The organism is Runella sp. SP2, assembly GCF_003711225.1.
Classification (GTDB): Bacteria; Bacteroidota; Bacteroidia; order Cytophagales; family Spirosomataceae; genus Runella.
This window is the reverse complement of record NZ_CP031030.1, coordinates 5,986,904-6,008,841: the sequence shown is the minus strand read 5'-3', so window position 1 is coordinate 6,008,841 and position 21,938 is coordinate 5,986,904. Positions and strand designations below refer to the sequence as shown.

Annotated in this window: 21 protein-coding genes; 17 read left to right on the top strand and 4 right to left on the bottom strand. The window is 45.0% G+C overall.

Annotated elements, in window-relative coordinates; genetic code table 11:
- Window positions 1-68: 68 nt before the first annotated feature.
- The 5 genes from DTQ70_RS24225 to DTQ70_RS24205 all read left to right on the top strand — a co-directional run bounded on the left by DTQ70_RS24225 (window position 69) and on the right by DTQ70_RS24205 (window position 2,898).
- Window positions 69-644, top strand: coding sequence for a Crp/Fnr family transcriptional regulator (locus DTQ70_RS24225; RefSeq protein WP_122933182.1), 576 nt, complete (start codon window positions 69-71; stop codon window positions 642-644).
- Window positions 645-803: 159 nt separating this feature from the next.
- Window positions 804-1,232, top strand: coding sequence for a hypothetical protein (locus DTQ70_RS24220; protein WP_122933181.1), 429 nt, complete (start codon window positions 804-806; stop codon window positions 1,230-1,232).
- 68 nt (window positions 1,233-1,300) lie between these two features.
- Window positions 1,301-1,777: a helix-turn-helix domain-containing protein gene (locus DTQ70_RS24215; RefSeq protein ID WP_122933180.1), complete on the top strand. Its 477-nt coding sequence runs from the start codon at window positions 1,301-1,303 to the stop codon at window positions 1,775-1,777.
- A 6-nt stretch (window positions 1,778-1,783) separates the two neighbouring features.
- Window positions 1,784-2,269 carry a hypothetical protein gene (locus tag DTQ70_RS24210; RefSeq protein WP_122933179.1) on the top strand — a complete coding sequence of 162 codons (486 nt, stop codon included), beginning with the start codon at window positions 1,784-1,786 and terminating at the stop codon, window positions 2,267-2,269.
- A gap of 50 nt (window positions 2,270-2,319) precedes the next feature.
- On the top strand, window positions 2,320-2,898 hold the full coding sequence (locus DTQ70_RS24205) for a Crp/Fnr family transcriptional regulator (RefSeq protein WP_122933178.1): 579 nt from the start codon (window positions 2,320-2,322) through the stop codon (window positions 2,896-2,898).
- Here the strand turns inward: DTQ70_RS24205 and DTQ70_RS24200 are convergent.
- On the bottom strand, window positions 2,870-3,280 hold the full coding sequence (locus DTQ70_RS24200; protein WP_122934542.1) for a DUF6326 family protein: 411 nt from the start codon (window positions 3,278-3,280) through the stop codon (window positions 2,870-2,872). The genes DTQ70_RS24205 and DTQ70_RS24200 overlap by 29 nt on opposite strands.
- 83 nt (window positions 3,281-3,363) lie before the next feature.
- Window positions 3,364-4,188, bottom strand: a complete 825-nt coding sequence (locus tag DTQ70_RS24195; RefSeq protein ID WP_122933177.1) for an aminotransferase class IV — start codon at window positions 4,186-4,188, stop codon at window positions 3,364-3,366.
- Between the two features lie 266 nt (window positions 4,189-4,454).
- On the opposite strand from DTQ70_RS24195, the gene DTQ70_RS24190 reads away from it, so the two are divergent.
- The 5 genes from DTQ70_RS24190 (at window position 4,455) to DTQ70_RS24170 (ending at window position 12,889) form a co-directional block, all read left to right on the top strand.
- Window positions 4,455-7,250: an outer membrane beta-barrel family protein gene (locus DTQ70_RS24190; protein WP_164490188.1), complete on the top strand. Its 2,796-nt coding sequence runs from the start codon at window positions 4,455-4,457 to the stop codon at window positions 7,248-7,250.
- A 130-nt stretch (window positions 7,251-7,380) separates the two neighbouring features.
- Window positions 7,381-8,121, top strand: a complete 741-nt coding sequence (locus DTQ70_RS24185; RefSeq protein ID WP_122933175.1) for a GLPGLI family protein — start codon at window positions 7,381-7,383, stop codon at window positions 8,119-8,121.
- A 30-nt stretch (window positions 8,122-8,151) separates the two neighbouring features.
- The gene (locus tag DTQ70_RS24180; protein ID WP_122933174.1) at window positions 8,152-9,987 is read left to right on the top strand and encodes a sensor histidine kinase KdpD; all 1,836 of its coding nucleotides are present in this window, start codon (window positions 8,152-8,154) and stop codon (window positions 9,985-9,987) included.
- A 3-nt stretch (window positions 9,988-9,990) separates the two neighbouring features.
- Window positions 9,991-10,686, top strand: a complete 696-nt coding sequence (locus tag DTQ70_RS24175) for a response regulator transcription factor (protein ID WP_122933173.1) — start codon at window positions 9,991-9,993, stop codon at window positions 10,684-10,686.
- A 385-nt stretch (window positions 10,687-11,071) separates the two neighbouring features.
- A complete protein-coding gene (locus tag DTQ70_RS24170; RefSeq protein ID WP_122933172.1) occupies window positions 11,072-12,889 on the top strand; it encodes a glycogen synthase in 1,818 nt (605 codons plus the stop codon).
- Between the two features lie 144 nt (window positions 12,890-13,033).
- Here the strand turns inward: DTQ70_RS24170 and DTQ70_RS24165 are convergent, their stop codons facing one another.
- Complete coding sequence (locus DTQ70_RS24165) at window positions 13,034-14,104, bottom strand: MBL fold metallo-hydrolase (protein WP_229600004.1); 1,071 nt, start codon at window positions 14,102-14,104, stop codon at window positions 13,034-13,036.
- Between the two features lie 131 nt (window positions 14,105-14,235).
- Here DTQ70_RS24165 and DTQ70_RS24160 point away from each other — a divergent pair, with 131 nt between their 5' ends.
- The 7 genes from DTQ70_RS24160 (at window position 14,236) to DTQ70_RS24130 (ending at window position 21,533) form a co-directional block, all read left to right on the top strand.
- Window positions 14,236-15,417, top strand: a complete 1,182-nt coding sequence (locus DTQ70_RS24160) for an acyltransferase family protein (protein ID WP_122933170.1) — start codon at window positions 14,236-14,238, stop codon at window positions 15,415-15,417.
- An 83-nt stretch (window positions 15,418-15,500) separates the two neighbouring features.
- A complete protein-coding gene (locus DTQ70_RS24155) occupies window positions 15,501-16,277 on the top strand; it encodes a DUF2490 domain-containing protein (RefSeq protein ID WP_122933169.1) in 777 nt (258 codons plus the stop codon).
- Window positions 16,277-17,185, top strand: coding sequence for a sulfite exporter TauE/SafE family protein (locus tag DTQ70_RS24150; RefSeq protein WP_122933168.1), 909 nt, complete (start codon window positions 16,277-16,279; stop codon window positions 17,183-17,185). Before DTQ70_RS24155 ends, DTQ70_RS24150 begins: the two co-directional genes overlap by 1 nt.
- A gap of 39 nt (window positions 17,186-17,224) precedes the next feature.
- Entirely contained in the window at window positions 17,225-18,415 is a 1,191-nt protein-coding gene (locus tag DTQ70_RS24145) for a PLP-dependent aspartate aminotransferase family protein (RefSeq protein WP_122933167.1), read from the top strand.
- Window positions 18,416-18,423: 8 nt separating this feature from the next.
- Window positions 18,424-19,137: a phosphoadenylyl-sulfate reductase gene (locus DTQ70_RS24140; protein WP_122933166.1), complete on the top strand. Its 714-nt coding sequence runs from the start codon at window positions 18,424-18,426 to the stop codon at window positions 19,135-19,137.
- A 52-nt stretch (window positions 19,138-19,189) separates the two neighbouring features.
- The gene (gene cysD, locus DTQ70_RS24135) at window positions 19,190-20,122 is read left to right on the top strand and encodes a sulfate adenylyltransferase subunit CysD (RefSeq protein ID WP_122933165.1); all 933 of its coding nucleotides are present in this window, start codon (window positions 19,190-19,192) and stop codon (window positions 20,120-20,122) included.
- Window positions 20,123-20,285: 163 nt separating this feature from the next.
- Window positions 20,286-21,533, top strand: a complete 1,248-nt coding sequence (locus DTQ70_RS24130; protein WP_122933164.1) for a sulfate adenylyltransferase subunit 1 — start codon at window positions 20,286-20,288, stop codon at window positions 21,531-21,533.
- 65 nt (window positions 21,534-21,598) lie between these two features.
- Here DTQ70_RS24130 and DTQ70_RS24125 read toward each other — a convergent pair whose 3' ends face one another.
- Window positions 21,599-21,937, bottom strand: a complete 339-nt coding sequence (locus DTQ70_RS24125) for a LytTR family DNA-binding domain-containing protein (RefSeq protein WP_122933163.1) — start codon at window positions 21,935-21,937, stop codon at window positions 21,599-21,601.
- Window position 21,938 lies beyond the last annotated feature (1 nt).

Sequence of the window (21,938 nt, the reverse complement as noted above, 5' to 3'; positions counted from 1 at the left end):
CCACACATCATTTTTCAGCCGTAAGATTGAGCCAAAACTCAGACATTTGTACCCAGATTTGTAACACGATGAACAGCGACCTTCTACAGCAATTATTCGGAGACGCGCCATTGCCTCGGCAAGAAATGGAGGCGATTGTGGCTTTATTGGACATTCAAACTTTCCCTAAAGGCACGCACATTTTGCGGGAAGGCGAAATTTCTTCCAAATGCTTTTTCATTCTCAAGGGATGTGTCAGACAGTATTTATTGGACGATGGCACCGAAAAAACGACGTTCTTTTACACAGAGAATCAAGCGGTTGTCTCGTTTGACAGTTACCTCCAACAAAAGCCATCGAGGCATTATTTTATGTGCGTTGAAGACGTGACTGCGATTGTTGGGAATCCAAGTGAGGAAAAGGAAATGTACCAAAAATTCCCAAAGTTAGAATCGCTCACCCGAATGATGGTAGAACAAGGTTTTGGTAAAACCCAAGAAGATTTTGCAACGTTTATTACCTCTTCGCCCGAAGAACGGTACCTCAATTTGCAAACCAATCGACCCGACTTGCTCCAGCGCGTTCCTCAGCATCAAATTGCGAGTTATTTGGGTATCACCCCCGAATCATTGAGTAGAATTAGGCGGCGGCTGTCGAAGAAGTAACATCAATACAAGTCGAAAAGATAGATTAAGCACAATAGAGGTGAGTTAAAAACCCAATCTATCTAAGCTGTAGAAATAATTCATCAAAACGGATAAACAATTATACAAAAACATATTTGGTATTATATTTGCACAATAATTAATCAATAGCTTAATTTTGTGGCACTAAGAGCGTGTAAATTCTTATCAAGTAATCAAGCAGGAAAGCGAGCTATTTTCATTGATACTGAAAACGAAGCTGAGATAATGGAGTACTTAACTCGTTCTGAAAAACACAAGAAAAAATTTCAGTACCTTCTGCAACATATTCTAGAGGGAAAGAAAAATACTGAAATATATGACAAGGAAAACATTAATGAAAAGTGTCGTGATGTGACGGCAATGAAGTTCTTCAAAGGCGGCTCCAACGACCGCATTTATTGTAAAGAGATTAGCACCGACGAAGGTGTTTTCGTAATAGTGGCCGCTCGGTTACACGAAAGAAAAAAGTCGCAGAAAAATTCAAACAGAGAAATTACCGAAATTGAAAAAGTAGGTCAATATGAGTACAAACCTACTCTACCCCCTCCAAAAGTATCTGTCCGATAAAATACACATACTTCTGAGGTAATGGTAAATAATACGAACCAATTAACCTACAATCCATTATTCAAACTATGAAATTCAATGAAAAATATATCGTGGCTGAAGGTTACGAACATCTTTTCGATTTTGCCGAAGAAGATCAAGTAGAATTAGATGCTCTTTGGATGGCTGCCCAGTTTTTAAGTACCATTCAAACTGAGATGAAAATACAAGGCATTAACCGCAAAGAATTAGCGGCCAAGATTGGTACTTCAGCAAGTTGGCTAACCCAACTTTTCAGAGGCGATAAAATCCCCAACTTTGAAACAATTGTCAAATTGCAAAATGCTTTAAGTATAGAATTTGACATTAAACCGAAAGATGAAGTAGTAGCTGTAAGCTATCAAGGACAAGAACCCGAACCAGTAAAAACTCTTTCTAAAAACCAGCCATTTAAAGGGTATTGGAAAGAGTTATCGTATGGCGGGGAGATAAACTATGACCAAGGTGACGAAGTTTGGAAAGAGCCTTCGCCCAAAAAAAATACTTTAAGTTACACAGCTGCCTAATCACTTATGAAAGCAACGAAATCACCGTTAGTTCTTGATACTTTTTTTCTCCTAGAGAATCGTTATAAATTCATCCAACCAGAAGAACCTTTGGAAAACGTCCAAGAGCAACTCTTTGGTAATTACCACATTGACATAGATTTCACCACAAGAGCTATTTCTTCCAGAGAAGATACAAATCAAGTTTTTGATGTATTCACGAAAATAGGCATTAATAATATTAAACAGCCTCTAGCAGGTTATTCCCTTTTCTTAGAAGGCGTTGGTCGGTATATTTTGGACAAAGAAATAGTGCCTGAGAAAGAAGTGGAAAATCTAAAAAATTTATCTGCATTAACCATGTCGATTGGGTTGTTAAGGGGGGTCTTGATGGATATTACCTCTAATGCCCCAATGGGCAAGTATATTTTACCTTCCATTGCGATTTTTGATTTAATAAAAGAAAAAGCAAGTCAAAAGAAACGCAGGATAAAAACTAATGCAAAGGAGTAAGGGGCGTACTCTTTTTTGGCTGTTAATGGACGTACAACGTCAATAAAATCATGAAAAACCAACTGGTTGAGTATTTTTCCAAGATTTCGCCTCTTTCGCCCGAAGAAGCCGCGGCCATTGCGGACAGCGCAATCATCAAAACGTTTGAAAAAGGGACGTTTTTGCTCCAAGAGGGGCAAACGGCCACTTCTACTTTTTTTGTATTTCAAGGACTTGTACGGCAATATAGCCTCGTGGACGGTGAAGAAAAAACGACCGCTTTTTTCACCGAAGGCCAATGGATTATTTCACTCAGTAGTTTTGACACGCCCAAACCTTCCCCTCATTATTGGGTATGCGACGAAGCTTGTGTCTTGCTTATTGGCAACGACGCAGCCGCGCAGTCGTTATTTAAGATACACCCTCGTCTTGAATTTATTGCCCGAAAAATTGTCGAAAATACCTTCGCCGAATTTCAAGCGACCGTCACTACCTACCTTACCGATACCCCCGAACAACGTTACCTGCGCCTGCTCGAAACACGGCCTAGCCTTATCCAACGCATCCCGCAATACCAGCTTGCCAGTTACATCGGCGTCAAGCCCGAGTCATTGAGCAGAATTAGGCGGCGATTGGCGAAGAAACCCTGAGCGTTTTGAGCCATTGTAGGGCATAGACAAAAACAAAAATCGTGGTCAAAATCTCAATTACCGCAAAAAAGAGGTAATAAATCGTAGGTGTTCCCATAAATAGCGTTGCCACCATCACAAGGGTTTTTACCAACGACGCCGCAACGTTTGTCCAGGCATTGGCCTTGTTGGGTAAGATTTTTGACAAGAGAATCATAGAAATGGGAATTTCCATCAAAATTCCCGCATACAACAAAAATTCTTTAGAAATAATCATGCCTTCGACCTGCCCCGTCAAGTACTGCTTCAAGAACGAGGCGTCCATGAGGCCAATGAGGTCACAGTAGAAGTAATTGATGGTAACAAATACCCAAATCGTTGATAATACGTCTTTCTTGTTCATTTTCTTGTTCGTTTTTTCAACCACAAAGGTCGAAGCCACCAACAAGAAAATGATTGATTTGGGTTAAGAACGTAATGCGACTACTATTTCCCATAGCCGTTGACCAATGCTTCAAACTGAGCCAGTAATTTGAGCGTACGTGGCCCAGGTTTGCCGTCGCCCACTATCTGACGCCCAATTTGCACCACAGGCATGACCCATTTGGTGGTACTTGTCGTGAAGGCTTCGTCGGCCTCTTCCAATTCTGACACCAACAACGGTCGAACTTCTACCTTAAACTCTTTTTCGGCAAGTTCTAACACCACCCTGCGCGTGATTCCGTGCAAGATATTTTTATCGGCCGTTACCAACGTATCTCCTTTAAAAATAAAGAAGTTACTGCGCGTCAACTCACTTACTTCGCCGTCTTTGTAGTAAAGCAAATCCGCCGCTCCTTGTGACTTCATCTCAGCCGCCAAGCGAATCATGTGCAGGTAATTCGTGCTTTTAAGCTCGGGCAAATCACGCACAAACTCAAAAGGAAGTACCTTGATGCCCCGCACACGTCCTTCGGGGTTGTCTTTGGGCAAATTTTCGGCAATAATCAACCAGTTAGGCTCGACAACACTCACACTATCAGGCGAATACCCGCCCGTCAGCACAAAACGAAACGCAACGTCGGGTTGTCCCGATAAGCGATGGAGTTCTGCCAAAATTTCGGCCGTTTGGGCTTGGGTCAATGGTACGCGCAAATGCAGTACCTCCGCCGAACGGACAAAACGCGCCCAGTATCCGTCCCACTGAAAAGGAACGCCGTTGTAGGTACGGAAATAATCAAAAAGGCCGTAGCCGCGCAACAGTCCCAAATCGTTGATGTTGACAGAAGCCTGCTCGACAGGCATAATAGCGCCGTTGAAGTAACAATGCATGGTTTTGAGAGGATAAGATGAGGATTCACAAAGATAGGGATTTGGCTTTAACCTTAATTAACATTCTTTCAACGGCCTTTAACCTACTTCCTCCGCACGCTGCCCTAGTTTTGTCCCATCAAAATCCTTACAGCCATGAATTTTTTCAATTACCATTCACCCAACAGCTATTTTTTCTAATCTGTGCTGAGGGTTGCTCACAACCCGAGTATCGGCTAGCGTACTCGGGTTGTGAGCAACCCTCGCCACTTAATCAGCTATTTTATATGAAAAACTATGTACATGTTTTAGTACTTGTCCTGATTTCAAGTGCTGCTTTTGCCCAAAAAATCAGCATCAAAGGCGCCCTGCGCGACTCAGCCAACCGACCATTGGACGGTGCCACCGTGATGCTCCTCGACGGGAAAGACACGTCGTTGGTTTCTTTTGCTCGTTCTCAAAGTACGGGAGCGTTCGAGTTTAAAAACTTGGCCAACGAAGCCTATTTTCTTAAAATAACCTACGTTGGCTTACAGCCCGTTCAGCAAAACATTGCCTCCCAAACAAGCGAAGTCCTTGACCTTGGTTTTATTAAAATGTTACCCATTCCCAAAGACCTCAACGAGGTGGTGGTCAAAGGAGAACGTGACCCTGTAAAGATTAAACAAGATACCATTGAATACAATGCGGGGTCGTTTAAGGTACAACCCAACGCCGTCGTGGAAGATTTGCTCAAACGCCTTCCTGGCGTGGAAGTAGAGCGCGACGGAACGGTAAAAGCCCAAGGACAGCAAGTACGCCGCGTGATGGTGGATGGCAAAGAGTTTTTTGGGCGCGACCCCAAAATGGCGACCAAAAACCTTCCTGCCGATGCCGTGGATAAAGTACAGGTATTTGATCGCAAGTCGGATCAATCGCAGTTTACAGGCATCGACGACGGCCAACGAGAAAAAACCATCAATCTGACGCTCAAAGAAGAGAAGAAAAAAGGAATGTTTGGGATGGCTACGGCGGGTTTAGGCCCCGACAGCCGCTATTCGGTGAAGGCCAACCTCAACCGATTTAGCAAAAAACGCCAATTCTCTTTTTTGGGAATGGCCAACAACATCAATCAGCAAGGTTTTTCCATCGACGATTACATGAATTTTACGGGGGCTGCCCAAAGAATGATGGCAGGTGGGGGAATTCGCCTACAATTTAACTCCGACGACGACGCCATTATTCCCCTCAATTTTAACGGTCGTAACAATGGTTTTGTCAAATCGGGTGGGTTAGGAATCAATTACAACGACCAGCTCAGCAAAAAAACGGAGCTTCAAAGCAGTTATTTCTACAACCAACTCGACCAACTCATTGACAGAGAAACCAATAGAGAATCGTTTCTCCCTACGGGTAGTTTTGTATCGAAACAGAACACCGCCCAAAATACGACCAACAACACCCACCGAGCCAGCTGGACGATTGACCATAAAATTGACTCACTCAACTCCCTCAAATGGACGAATAATGCCAACTACGCCCAAAACAGTGCCAACACGGGTAGCAGCTCCAGCACCACCAACGCCAATGGGTTATTGGAAAACGAGGGTACGCGCCAGTCTTTTTCCAAAGGCAATACCTTTCGGTTGAACTCAGAGTTGTTGTGGCGTCATAAGTTTGCAAAAAAAGGACGTACACTTTCTACCAACCTCACCTTTGGGGTAGAACAAAGCGATCGTAACGGGAACCTTCAAGCCGTCAATTCATTCTATGCGCCGTCGGGAGCGAAAAACCGCGTGGATACCCTGCGCCAAACCAATACCCAAACCAACGACCGCCAAAGTTATGGGCTTACGGCTTCCTACACGGAGCCTTTGGGAAAACGTCGCTTTTTGGAATTAAATTATGCCCTCAATTTGACCCAAAACGACGTCAACCGACAAGTCTTTGACGTCAACGGCGACGGCCGCTTGCCTCGATTCAATGCGCTGTTGAGCAATCAATTCCGTAATGATTTTATCTATCAACGAGGCGGTTTTAACCTGCGTTTCAACGGCAAAAAACACAACTTTTCGACGGGGTTAAGCGTGCAGCAATCGACCTTGGACGGGGAATTGATTTTACAAAATACCCAAATCAAACGCTCGTTTACCAATCTTTTGCCCAACCTCCGTTACCAATATAATTTCTCAACCAGCCGTAACCTCAGCCTTACCTACGACGCCGACGTGCGTGAGCCGAGTATTCAGCAACTTTCCCCGATTGTTGACAACAGCGACCCGCTTAACATTGTCTTGGGAAACCCCAACTTACGTCCCGAATACAACCATCGCCTGAATCTCAACTTTTTCAATTTCAACCAGTTGAACTTTAGCAATTTCTTTGCGTTTGCCAATTTTACCTACACCGCTAACCGCATTACCAACGCCCAGCAAGTAGATGCAAACTTGGTGCGAACCTACCGCCCCGTTAATGTCAAAGACGACTATACATTAAACGCCAACTTATCGAAAGGCTTCCGCATTAAGGCACTCAATACGCGGGTGAATTTTAGTAGCAATTTGCTCCTCAACCGTGGCATCACTCCCGTCAATGATGTCGATAATCGCACGCGCCGCCTCGAAAGCCGCAACACCCTCCGTTTGGAATACCGCTTTAAAGAGTTTTTTGACATTTCGAGCAGCGGAAGCATCACGTACAACCAAACGGCCTATTCGCTCAATAGCGCTCTAAATCAATCGTTTGTCAACCAACGCTACGACGTAGAAGGAAACTTTAAACTCACCAAGTCGCTCAACCTAAGCTCGTCGCTCGATTACAGTATTTACAACTTTGCGGGTTCGTCGTTCAACCAAAAAGTACCCATTTGGAACGCTTCTATCTCACAGTTTTTCTTGAAAAACAAACGGGGAGAACTCAAATTCTCGGTTGTAGATATGCTCAATCGCAACGTGGGTATCAACCGAACGGCGCAGGCAAATTTTGTTCAAGATGAGCGCATTCGTTCGCTCGGACGCTACTATTTGCTAAGCTTTACTTACAGCCTCAAAAACCTACTGGGCGGCGCGCCTTCAGGCGGTATTCGAGTGATTCAACGAGGATAGAGGGAGTGTCGAATGTAGAGTACAGAGTGTCGAATTTGTGTGTCAGTGCTGAGGGTTGCTCACAACCCGAGTGTACAACAATTCCAAATTCGACATTAAAACGAATAATCAACTTTAACCATCAAACCCAATGAAAAAACAACTCTTAGTATTTCTTTTGGCGGTGAGTCCTTTAGTGACCGTCATGGCCCAGCAAAACGAAGGAATGGTGTCGTACGACCAAAAAATCAACATGCACAAACGCCTCCAAGATGAATCGATGAAGGCCATGATTCCTGAATTTCGTACCAACAAAATGCAGCTTAGTTTTAAAGGTAGCGAATCGCTCTACAAAGCCGCCGAACAACCAGCCAATGAAGAATCGGAAAGTACCGACGGTAATGGTGCAACGGTACGGATGGTGATTCGGGTTCCACAAAACGAGACCTATCGTAATTATGATTTGCAAAAAAACATCGAAATTCGTGAATTAGCGGGGCAAAAGTTTTTGGTAGAAGATACCCTCAAACGGATGCCGTGGAAATTGACGGGCGAAACCAAGAAAATTCAGAACTACGACTGCATGAAAGCCACGATGGTGAACAAAGTCAACAATCAGCCAATCGTAGCGTGGTTTACCGAAGCAATTCCAGTTCCAAGCGGCCCTGCTAGTTTTGGTGGACTTCCTGGCTTAATTTTGGAAGTTGATGTCAACGATGGTGACATGGTATACCAAACCACCAAAATTGACTTCAAAAGCCTCACAAGTAACGATTTAAAAGCGCCATCAGGAGGCAAGAAAATCACCAATGCCGAGTTTAACAAGAAGCGCGACGAGTACATGAAAGAAATGGGTGCTTCGGGAGGCGGTTTTCGGATTATTCGGAATTAAAAACTCTTGACCCAGTAAAAGGGGAGAAAAATGAGCAAAAAAACGCAAAATACGTTATCGTCGGGGTCGTACGCTACCCGCACAGGAGGGCTGCTTATGGTCGCTAGTATGCTATTACTAGCGGCCTTTCTGGTATTTTGGCTGCGTAAAGAATACCAAGAACAAAAAAGTATCCTACAAAAAGAAACCGATATTGTCTTCCGAACCACCATTCAAAGCATGGAAGATTCGGTCATTCAGCGGAAGATTTCTGCGCCTATTGACTCCATCAAAACCCTAACGACAAAAACCACTCTCAAAAAAAAGGCTTTTCCTAAAGCAACCGTGAGAGCTTCGTCTAAAGTAGAAAACTTTACACCGCCGATTCCTGCTTACACTATCATCAAATCTAACAAAACGTTTAAAGATACTAACGCTTCTGTTTATCGTTTCACTTCCCGCTTTAACGCTCCTCACCTCAAAGACAGCAGTGTTTTCGCAAAAGATAAGTTTCATGAAGTGTTGATGAATACCAAACCGAAGGACATACGTGCCATTCGAGTTAATCAGGTTGGAAATATTACGATTACCACCATGACTATTCAAGATACTTCTGCGACGGGGAAGTCAGACATTATGTTTGTGCGTTCTTTACCCAAAACAGATACCCTACAAGATATGGTGGGAAAAGTCGCGAGGGCATTTATTCGTCTCAATGTCCCTAAAGACAGTATTCGTCAGCCATCCGATTTTAAACAAATCGGTAATATCAAAATATCCATTCGTAAAACGGAAACGGAAAGCAAGAAACAAGAATTGGGACTCTCTACTGTAAAAAGTACCACTGCCTCAGAAAAGCAGTTCGTCATTCGTTTCGACGAAGATTCGATCCAGCTCAACGACATAAAGCAAGTCTATGAGCGTCAAATTCGGCAAGCACGCCTTCCTTTGCCGTTTAAGGTCATTCGTAAGAAAACAACCGATACCACCGCTACCTCCGACTCGCTGGCCTCCCTCGCCACGTCGGCCGTAAAAACAGCCCTGCCGATGGGAAGTACTTATCGCGCCGTTTTTGCTGACTATCAAGGATATTTGTTAAAAAAAATCATTCCCCAAAGTCTATTTTCGTTCCTTTTGTTGGCCATCACGGGCTTGGCTTTTGGGGCTATTTACCGAAACTTACAGCAGCAACGCCGATTGACCGAGCTGAAAAATGATTTTATCAGCAATATGACCCACGAGCTAAAAACGCCCATTGCTACGGTGAGTGTTGCCATCGAAGCATTGCAAAATTTTGGCGCTGCTCAAAACCCCAAGTTGACCCAAGAATACCTCGAAATCTCTAAAAATGAGCTTAGTCGGCTGACGCTTTTGGTGGACAAAGTACTAAAGATGGCAACTTTCGAGCAACAAGGTTTGCAGCTTAATCAAGAGGAGTTGGATGCCGCGCAATTGGTCGAGCAAGTGCTTCAATCCATGAAAATTCAGTTTGAGAAATTCCGCGCCAACGTGCAGTTTACAACCCAAGGCAGCAACTTTTTACTCACCGCTGACCGCGTTCATTTGACCAACGTTATTTATAATTTATTAGACAACGCCCTGAAATACAGCGAAAATACTCCCGAAATCACCTTACAGTTGTCTGAAACACCCACCCAACTTACCCTCACCGTTAGCGACGAGGGCATTGGCATCCCCGCTGAATACCAAACCCGTGTTTTCGATAAATTTTTCCGCGTACCCACGGGCGACACCCACAACGTCAAAGGCTACGGTTTGGGACTCAACTACGTCGCTTCGGTAGTACAACAGCATCAGGGAACGATTTCCGTGAACAGCGAAGCAGGAAAAGGCAGTACATTTACCATTACATTACCCAAAGCGTAAGCCATGTCAACCAAAATTCTCTACGTCGAAGACGAACCATTTTTAGGAAAAATTGTAAAGGAAAGCCTCGAAAGCCGCGGGTTTGAGGTCTGTATGGTTGCCGACGGGAGGGAAGTTATTACTCAATTTAAATCGTTTCGTCCGACTATTTGTGTGCTCGACATTATGCTACCCTACCGCGACGGGTACGCATTGGCACAAGATATTCGGCAATTACAACCCGATATGCCCATCATTTTTTTGACGGCCAAAACCCAAACCGAAGACGTTTTGAAGGGCTTTCAAGTGGGTGGCAATGATTTTATCCGAAAACCATTCAGCATGGAAGAACTTATCGTGCGGATTCAGAATTTGCTTTTCCTTACTCAACAAAAAGCTGCTTCTTCTGCGGCCTCCACACCCAGCCAAGCCATCGCCCTTGGCCAATACCAATTTTTACCACACCGCTACGAACTTCACCAAGCAGGAAACGTTCGGAAACTCTCCCACCGCGAAACCGAACTGCTTTCTATTTTGACCGAAAATCTCAACTTCACCGTACAGCGTCGCGACATCCTTTTGCGCGTTTGGGGCGACGACTCCTTTTTTAATTCACGCAACCTTGACGTCTATATCACCCGCCTCCGCGACTACTTCCGCGACGATTCCACCCTCGAAATCATTACCCTCAAAGGAGTTGGTTATCTTTTTAAAGCTTAACCCTACTCTTTGTCAACAAATTATTACTTTCCTTCAAAGCCACCGTAGTTTTTTATTCATTTTTTCTTTAGTATTGTTGGAGAAGAAACTACTTTTTTGAAGTAGCAAACTCGCCACAATTGTTAGTGAAACTCTAAATATTCTTTTCCTAAAAACCTGTTTTTGGGTTATTTCAAGCCATTGCACCCAAAAATCGGGGTATTTGTAGGACAATAATTAGACACGCTGAGGCTGGTGTATTTTTACCAAATAGTATTAATTTTTCACAACGCCACTTAGAAGATTCATTTTTTGGTGGAAGGCTAAATATCCATTATTATTGCAAAATACAATCTTGAAATAATTCATTTTTTACTTTGAATTGTACATTAACCCGCACTTAACCGTGGAAAAAAAACAAAAAAAGAGTCTCCTCTTTGAAATCGCTTGGGAGGTTTGCAACCAAGTTGGGGGGATTTATACCGTGATAAGAAGCAAGGTCCCTGCCATGGTTGACCAGTGGGGCGACGAATACGTCTGTCTTGGCCCTTATTTCCCACAACGCGCACTCACCGAATATGAACCCATCACGTCGGACGACGGCTCAGGTCTTTACCAAGTTGTTCAAAAAATGCGCGAAGAAGGCTTGGCAGTCGAGTATGGATATTGGCTCATTACGGGCAAACCGCGCGTGGTTTTGTTTGACATTCGTAGCATGATGCCGCGCCTAGATGCCATCAAATATGGCTTGTGGGAACGCCACCAAATCTCGACGGTCAATGTTGAAGACCTCGTCAACCAAACCCTTTGCTTTGGCGAAATGGTGCGGATGTTTTTGACCTATTACGCCCAAGATTACGCTCGTAAGTTTGATATTACGGCTCATTTCCACGAGTGGATGGCAAGTTCGGGATTGCCTGATTTGCGCCGCGACGACGTGCGGGTAGCGACCGTATTTACTACCCATGCCACCATGCTAGGGCGTTATATCGCTTCCAACGAGCGCGATTTTTACCACAAACTCCCTTACTTCGACTGGAAACACGAAGCTCGACACTATGGCATTGAAGCACAAGCGACGGTTGAACGACTCGCGTACTTGAATGCCCACGTCAGCACCACGGTCAGCGACGTAACCGCTCGCGAATGTGAAGTATTTCTTGGAAAAACGCCTGACCTCGTTCTCCCCAACGGCCTTAACATTCAGCGATTTGCGGCTGTCCACGAGTTCCAAAACCTTCACATGAAATACAAGGAGAATATCCACGATTTCGTGATGGGGCATTTCTTCCAAAGCTATTCCTTCAATCTTGATAAAACGCTCTATTTCTTCACGTCGGGGCGGTATGAGTTTGTCAACAAAGGCTACGACATTACCCTTGAAGCCCTAGCGCGCCTCAACTGGAAAATGGTACAAGCCAAAATGGACATGACGGTGGTGATGTTTATCGTAACCAAACAGCCATATCATTCTATTAATCCTGATGTACTCCAATCACGAGCCGTTCTAGGGGAAATTCAGGATACGTGTAGCGCCATCGAAAAACAATTAGGCGAGAAATTGTACATGGCTTCGGCCGCATCGAGCGACCACAATTTACCTGATTTAAACCAGTTTGTGGACGAATACTGGCGCTTGCGTTTACGTCGTACGATTCAGACGTGGAAAACAAAACGCCTTCCGCCGTACGTGACGCACGACTTAAAAACGCCCGATTCTATCACCGAATTCTGCGAGCGTTCGGGACTTAAAAACCACGAGCAAGACCGCGTGAAGATTGTATATCACCCCGACTTTATTGCATCTACCAATCCTCTCTTTGGTTTAGATTATGGGCAATTTGTGCGTGGATGTCACTTAGGTATTTTCCCAAGTTACTACGAACCATGGGGCTATACGCCACTTGAGTGCGTCGTGCGTGGAATTCCGACCGTGACGAGTGATTTGTCTGGTTTTGGGGACTTTATCATGCAAATCATGCGCGACTATGAGAACCGTGGTATTTATGTTATCAATCGTAACACACAGAACTTCGACCAAGCAGCCGACCAACTTGCCAACATTTTATTCAAGTTTGTCAAAATGAACCTCCGCGAACGCATTCAACAGCGTAATAAAGTGGAAAACATTGCCGAAGTGTTCGATTGGAACAACCTCCGTTCGTACTACGACACCGCCCACGACTTGGCCGCCAAAAGAGCACATAAAACAAGAGTTAGCTAGAGCACTGTTAATTGTTAACTGTTATTTGTTAACCGTGGCCACCACGACCTAGGCACTTAAAAACAAGAGCGGCGAAGGGTTTTCTTCGCCGCTCTTCTCATTTCTCATCTCTCATCTCCTCTTTCCCGATTCCACAATTTTCCATCACAGCCTCACCACTTCTCCTACTCCCGCCAAGTGAATGAGGTTTTGATTTTCGGGCTTTTTCTGTAATTCTTGCAACACCCGATAAGGATCGCCCAGTGGTTCATCCGACAAATCAAACGTTCCGTAGTGCATCGGAATCAAACGTTTTGCGTTAAGTTCATGGGCTGACTTTACAGCATCTTTGGGACCCATGTGGCTGGCTGACATAAACCATTCGGGTTTGTACGCACCTACGCCCAACAACGCTACATCCACTCCGCCCAGCATTTGACCCAACTCCTGATAATGCGCCCCGTAGCCCGAATCTGACCCAAAATATACACTTTTTCCATTGGCCCGAATCAAGTACGAACCCCACAGGTTTTTGTTGGTATCGTTGAGATAGCGCCGCCCCCAGTGACGCGCAGGCAAATAAATGACTTCAATTTTTGTGGTATCGGTTTGATACGCCTGAAACCAGCCCGCTGATTGAATTTTTGTACTTTTTACCCAATCTCCAAATATCGTCTCTACCCCCAAACCAGTCAAATAGACTGCATTGGGGTTTTGAGGAGCTAGCGCTTTTAGGCTTTGTTCGTCGCAGTGATCGCGGTGGTCGTGCGAAACGATGATGTAGTCCAAATTTTTGAGGTCTGAAATCGCCACGGGAAGTTCGCTAAAACGTTTCATCATAAACGAAGGACTATCGAGTACGGGGTCGGTCAAAAAAGTAACCCCATTGAGTCGGATAAAAAACGTAGCGTGCCCTAGCCATACCACACAATCTTCGTTTGAGTGTAGAAAGTCCGAATTTTTGGTAACAGTCAGGCGAAATGTATCGGTTTTCTTTTCTTTCTTTTGTGGGTTTGTTTCCGTTTGCCACCGCCACAATTCACTGAAAGCAGGAAGGGGAGAAATGGGATCGTTCAAAAAACGCCCTTGCTGATTGACAGGGTTCCCTTTCCAATCGGCTCGAATGGTTTTCAAGTCAGGATTTGAACGAAAGCCCTCAACCTTCCAGTCGAACTTTTCGTACATAAAAAAATAAAATACGCTCCCCAAGGAAGCTACAACCAGAAGTACCAGCATTTTTTTTGACCGAAGAAAAGGTATCAAAGCACAAAGAATTAGTAGTATCAGAAACACCCTTGAGAAGTTCATAGTTCGCCAAGGTTATAAAACTCTTTGCATTACCTTTTTGCATCAAACCCTTTTCTCTCATGGCACAAACTATACCTAACCGAATTTCTTCTGTTGACGCGTACCGTGGCTTTGTGATGTTCTTGATGATGGCCGAAGTCCTCGAATTTGGTCATATTTCAAAAGCCCTTCCCGAAAGTTCATTTTGGGCTTTTTTAGCCTTTAACCAAGACCACGTCGAGTGGGTGGGTTGTTCGCTTCACGACCTTATCCAGCCGTCGTTTTCATTCTTGGTAGGAGTAGCACTGCCCTATTCCGTCGCGAGTCGGGTGGCTAAAGGCCAAACTTTCCGCGATATGTTTGGCCATACGCTTCAGCGGTCGCTTATTCTTATTTTCTTGGGGGTATTTTTGCGCTCCATGCACCGTGAACAAACCAACTTTACCTTTGAAGATACCCTTTCGCAAATCGGGATGGGTTACCCATTTTTGTTTTGGTTTGGCTTCAAGTCGGTTCGTACCCAGCTGATTGCATTGGCTACTATTTTAGTAGGCTATTGGCTGTTTTTTTTCCTTTATCCACTTCCTGATGCCAGTTTTGACTACGCGGCCGTGGGTGTTACGCCCGATTGGGAACACAATTTGAAAGGGTTGGCGGCTCATTGGAACAAAAACACCAATGCAGCTTGGGCATTTGACCAATGGTTTATGAACCTTTTCCCACGTGAAAAACCCTTTATTCGTAACGGTGGCGGCTATTCTACGCTAAGTTTTATCCCTACCCTCGGTACCATGACGCTGGGGCTATTGGCAGGGCAATGGCTCAAAGACGAAACTTCCCCTAAAGAAAAAGCTCTGAAATTTGTGGCCATGGGCGTCAGTTTATTAATCATTGCCTTAACTCTCAACTGGTTGGGTATTTGCCCCAATGTAAAACGCATCTGGACGCCCACCTGGGTATTGTTCAGCGGTGGCTGGTGCTTTATTTTATTGGCCGCTTTCTTTTGGTTGGTAGATATTCAGGGTTACCGAAAGGCTTTCTTTTGGCTGATTGTGATTGGCATGAACTCCATTGCGGCCTACGTAATCTCCCACACCATAGTAGAGTTTATTCATCACTCTATTCAAATTCACATCTCAAAAACCTATGACCAAGCCTTTGGAATGACCTATGAACCGCTTGTGCGCGGCGGGCTTATTCTTTTTGTAGAGTGGTCAATTTTGTACTGGATGTATAAAAATCGGATTTTTGTAAGAATTTAATCAGATTTTCACGCCCTTTTTTGGACTATTCAAATAGAGCACCTACTTTTGTCATGCCGTTCCGAAAGGGCGGCATTTAATTTATGCGAAAAAGTCTATATAGATTATATACCATATCTGGAATTAGGATTATTATTTTCATTCTTCTTCAAGCAATTGGTTATAAAACGATAGCCCAACAAAAAGAAGTAACTCGTCAAACTTTGTACTGGACGCGCTACTATAATCAGTTGAATTTTCACCCAAGGTGGACTTGGCACAACGAAATCGACAATCGTCGGTTTTTACAGGCCAATACCCAACATCACTTGATTATACACAGCCATCTTCATTACAAAGTTTTGCCTAACGTTGACATTGCAGCGGGTTTTACGTATTCGCGGCAAAGTCCCCAAAGTCCTGACGCAACGGTGTATTTGATTGTTCCTGAGCTTCGGCCTTTTCAGGAAATAAACCTAACAATGCCTTTTGGAAAACGGCTGGTATTGGCTCAGCGGCTAAGAGTTGACGAGCGGTTTATTCATAGAAATGACGGAAAGCAATTGCTAGATGGCTATGATTTCAATTTTAGGATACGACTACGGGCGCAAGCCATTGTGTTATTGTCGAAGCAAAGTACCGACCATAGCACCTATCTTAAAATAGCCAACGAATTGATGGTAAATGCGGGCAAGAACGTCACCCTCAACCAATTTGATCAAAACCGAATTTACATCGGACTTGAACAAAGCCTTGGCAAAAAACTAGCCCTCGAACTAGGCTATTTACACTGGTACCAGCAGCGAAGTAATGGGTATCAGTTCTTTAATCGAGATATTACGAGACTTACGATATACCACCGAATTAACCTAAAACCCTGATGAACTCAGCCACGAAAACGGCCCCTGTTTCAGCAAAAAAAAACCAACCCGACTCCGAAAGGTGGATGTGGATTGGGATTCCTGTCACATTGCTTACCCTCACCCTCGGGTATCTCCTCATTAAACACGGGTCTGAATTTTCTTTCGAGAATTTTAAAGCGGGATTTAATTCTGACTTTGCTTTTTTCCTGTTGGTTGGGGTTTTCGCCCAGCTCGTGGATGGAGCGTTAGGAATGGGCTACGGAGCTAGTGCCACTTCCTTTTTACTTACTTTAGGCGTACCGCCAGCTGTGAGCAGTACGAGCGTTCACTTGTCAGAGATGTTTACCACGGGTGCATCTGCCATTTCACATTTTAAGTTTAAAAACATCAATAAAAAGCTCTTTCGCACGCTTTTGATTCCTGGCGTAATTGGTTCAATAACAGGCGCTTATTTATTATCAGACGTCATCGACGGAAACCTCATTAAGCCGTATATCTCCGCCTACATGGTTGTGCTTGGCTGCATCATTGTCAGCAAAGGGTTGAAGAAAACCACCGTTAAAAAGCCAACCAAGCGTTTAGGAGGATTGGCGCTTTTTGGCGGGTTTATGGACGCCGTTGGCGGCGGCGGGTGGGGGCCTATCGTTACCTCTACACTTATCGGCCGCGGACGTGACCCTCGCTACACCATTGGCTCGGTCAATGCCGCCGAATTTGCGGTTGCCTTCGCAAGTGGCATTACTTTCTTGCTTTTTGAAGGAATCAACAGCTGGCAAGTGGTGTTAGGGCTAATGATAGGCGGTATCATGGCGGCACCCCTTGGGGCTTATTTGGTCAACAAAGTCAATCGTAAACCGCTGATGGTCATTGTAGGTTGTTTGGTTATTTTCTTGGGCTTACGCGTAGTTTTAAAAGCGATATTATAGTATAATGTGTAATTTTGCGATCTAATTTTAAGGAAAATCATGAAACGTCAGACGAAAGCGATTCGTACGCAAACGAAAAAAACGCAGTACCGCGAACATTCAACGCCCCTATTTCTTACCTCAAGTTTTTCATTTGAGTCGGCAGAACAAGGTAAGGCATTGTTTGACGAAACAGAAGAAGGCAATATCTACAGCCGCTTCTCTAACCCTAGCGTTCAAGAATTTGTGGACAAAGTGTGTATGCTCGAAGGAGCGGAAGATGGCCTCGCCACCGCTACAGGTATGGCAGCCGTTTTCGCAAGTATGGCGGGTATTCTCAAGTCTGGCGACCATATCATTGCTTGCCGTGCCTTGTTTGGGTCGGCGCACCAAATTATTACCCAAATTTTTGCCAAATGGGGTATTACCTATACCTATTTGGACGCCGACGCTACCGAAGAACAGTGGGAAGCAGCCGTACAGCCCAACAGCCGCATGGTTTACCTAGAAACCCCTTCCAACCCTGGATTGGAATTGGTGGACTTGGCGATGATTGGCCGTTTGTGCAAAAAACACAATTTGATATTCAACGTTGACAACTGTTTTGCTACGCCTATCATCCAAACACCGATTGATTTTGGCGCCGATTTAGTGGTTCACTCAGCTACCAAATTCATGGATGGGCAAGGCCGTGTATTGGGTGGGGTAGTGGTTGGGAAAGCCGAATACATCGCTCCTATCCGTTTCTTCTGCCGCCACACGGGGCCGTCGATGTCGCCGTTTAATGCGTGGACATTGAGCAAAAGCCTCGAAACGCTAGAATTGCGTATGGAAAAACACAGCCAAAACGCATTGCAATTGGCCGAAGCGTTGGAGGCATTACCCGAAGTGAAAAAGGTTAACTATCCGTTTTTACCAAGTCATGCCCAATACGAGCTTGCCAAAGCGCAAATGAACGCAGGTGGCGCCATTGTCACGATAGAATTAGAAGGTGGTTTTGAACGAGTAAGTGCTTTTATGAAAGCCCTCCAAATTCCGACTTTGTCGTCAAACTTAGGAGATACTCGTACCATCATTACCAATCCGTTCACGACTACTCACTCTAAATTGAAACCCGATGAAAAAGCAGCCTTGGGAATTACGGAAGGCTTGATTCGCATTTCAGTTGGGTTGGAGTCTATAGAAGATTTGATTGAAGACTTTTCACAAGCAGCCATAGTAAGTGCAGAAGTACTCGCTGAAAAAATATAGTTATTACCATGACACCCACCGAAACACATAGTACCGAATCGTTGCTACACCAAATTGAAGGTAAAACAGAAGTCGAAACTCTTCGCCTTTTGTCGGAGCTTTTTCCTGGACAAGTGGCGTTTTCGAGTAGCTTGGGCTACGAAGACCAAGTCATTACGGACATGATTTTGGCCAACGGCATCGACATTCGCATTTTTACCCTTGATACGGGGCGGATGTTTCCAGAAAGCTACACGACACTGCAAAAAACCAACAATCGCTACGACACGAAGCTGGAGGTATATTTCCCCCAAAGCGCAGGCGTTGAGAAATTATTGACCGAAAAAGGCCCACTTAGCTTTTATGAATCCATCGAAAACCGCAAAGAGTGTTGTTTTATTCGTAAAGTTGAGCCCCTTAATCGTGCGCTCAAAGGTGTAAAAGTATGGGTAACAGGTATCCGTGCGGAGCAGTCGAACAACCGTACAGGAATGCAAGCCATTGAGTGGGACGGAGGACATGAGTTGTTCAAATACAATCCTTTGCTCGCTTGGAGTTTTGACGAGGTAAAGCAATACGTCAAAGCCCACAATGTTCCGTATAACCCGCTGCACGACAAAGGGTTTGTGAGCATCGGCTGTGCCCCTTGTACCCGCGCCATTCTCGAAGGAGAAGACTTCCGCGCAGGTCGTTGGTGGTGGGAAGACGAAAGTAAAAAAGAGTGCGGGTTGCACGCCAGATAGCCAAACACTCGTCGATTTAAACGTAAATTATCCAATTCAGACACGATACATCATGTCAAATATTCAAAGTTTATCCTCCGACGCCCAACGTCAGGATTACCTAGACCAACTCGAATCGGAAGCCATCTACATCATGCGTGAAGTAGCGGGTCAATTTGAGCGTCCAGCATTGTTGTTTTCGGGCGGGAAAGATTCGATTACGCTGGTTCGCCTTGCCCAAAAAGCGTTTGCGCCAGGCAAAATTCCTTTCCCCTTGGTTCACATCGATACAGGCCACAACTTCCCCGAAGCAACTCAATACCGCGATTGGATGGCCAATGAAGTGGGAGCTAAATTGATTGTTCGCCAAGTAGAAGATACCATCAAAGCCAAAGGCTTAAAAGAACCAACTGGTAAAAATGCCAGCCGCAACTGGCTACAGACCTTTACGTTGCTCGATACCATCGAAGAATTTGAGTTCGACGCTTGTATCGGGGGTGCTCGCCGCGACGAGGAAAAAGCCCGCGCCAAAGAGCGCATTTTCTCCTTCCGCGATGAGTTTGGTCAGTGGGATCCTAAACGCCAACGTCCTGAACTTTGGAATTTGTTCAACGGAAAAATTAGCAAAGGCGAAAACGTCCGTTGTTTCCCTATCTCTAACTGGACCGAATTGGACGTGTGGGCGTACATTGAGCGCGAAAAAATTCCGCTTCCAAGCATCTATTTCTCGCACCAACGCGAAATGATTTTGCGCGACGGAAACTTGCTCGCCAACGCCGATTTTATCTATAAAGACGACTCCGACGTGATTGTTACCAAAACCGTCCGTTTCCGTACCGTAGGCGACATGACTTGTACGGCTGCCGTTGAATCAGAAGCCAGTACCATTGAACAAGTAGTGGCCGAAATCAAGGCGACGCGCATCAGCGAACGCGGCGAAACACGTATCGACGACCAGCAGACCGAAGCGGCCATGGAAGACCGCAAAAAGGGAGGATATTTTTAGAATGTCGAATTTTTGAGTGCAGAATGTCGAATGAAAAAACTTATTCGACACTCTGCACTCTCACCTCGACACTTTGTACTCGATATTCGGGTTGTGAGCAACCCTCAGCACAGATTAGTATTAAAACCAATAAAAAAAGTCCCCATTGGGGATTTAGGGGCTTATGGACATTCTAAGATTTATAACCGCAGGTAGTGTTGATGACGGGAAAAGTACCCTCATCGGACGCTTGCTTTACGATACAAAAAGCATTTTGGCTGACCAAATGGAAGCCGTGGAAAAAGCCAGCAAAACACGCGGAGATGGCGAAATCGACCTTGCGCTGCTGACCGACGGCTTGCGCTCAGAACGCGAACAAGGCATTACCATCGACGTCGCCTACAAGTACTTTCAAACACCTAACCGTAAGTTTATCAGTATTGATGCCCCAGGGCATATTCAATATACCCGCAACATGGTGACGGGTGCTTCCAATGCTGACTTGGCCATTATTTTGATTGATGCCCGCCAAGGAGTCGTTGAACAAACTCGCCGTCACTCGCTGATTGCGTCGATGTTGGGCATTCCGCATATTGTGGTGGCTGTCAATAAAATGGATTTGGTGGGGTATTCGGAAGATACGTTCTTGCAAATTGCGCAAGAATACCAAAAACTCGCCGACAAATTGGCCATCAAAGACCTCAAAATCATCCCTGTGAGTGCCTTGGCAGGGGATAACATTGTGGATAAGTCGGAGGCCATGCCTTGGTACACGGGCGAAACCATGCTTCATTTCTTGGAAAATGTAGATGTACAGCACGACTTGAACCTCAACGACGCTCGTTTCTCGGTACAGTACGTTATTCGTCCTCAAACCGAGGAACTACACGATTACCGTGGCTATGCAGGACGTGTACAGAGTGGCGTATTCCGCAAAGGCGATACCATTACGGTTTTCCCGTCTGAACAAACGTCGAAAATCGCTAAAATTGAAGTATATGGTCAAGAAGTAGAGGAAGTTTCGGCGCCTCAATCAGCGACAATATTACTCGAAACCGACGTTGACATTAGCCGTGGAGACTTAATCAGTGGCACAGGCAACTCACCCGTCCTTAGTCAAGACGTAGAAGCAACGATTTGTTGGATGGACGACCGCAAAGAACTAAAAGTTGGCAATAAATACACCCTTCAACACGGTACGACTCGGGTTCGTTGTTCGGTAAAAGGCATCGAATACCGCGTGGATATTAGCAATTACGACCAATTGGAAGACATCGAAAGCCTCAAGCTCAACGATGTAGCTAAAATTGTTCTCCGCACAGCCAAGCCTATCGCTTACGACGCCTATCAAACCAACCGTGCCAACGGAGCGGCTATTTTGATTGACGAAACCTCTAACGTAACCGTAGGGGCTTGCATGGTAGAAGCATAAGAAGTTCTATTTTATACAAAGCCATTCTTTCCACTACGGAGAGAATGGCTTTTTCATTTTTACGGCTATTTTCTGAGACGAATGGGTTTGGTACCCACCGTTTTTTTAAACTCACGCCACCGTCGCCGAGAAACCGTCAAAGTGATACTCTCAAAAAACGTTACTTCTCGTTCTCCTTGCTCGAATTGCAAGCTATTGGCGGCATTTTTGTGAATAGCGTATTTGCGGCTGATGCGTATAAACATCCCTTCGGGTAGGCGCTCCATTAAGAAACCAATGCTTTTAGAAAGCAACACAGCAGGCCGATTTCGGTAATAGACAAAGGTATAATTGCCTTCACCCTCAAAGTACAGGATGTCTTCCAGCAACAATTGGGTGCGGTCGGTGAGTGGAAACAGAGACATG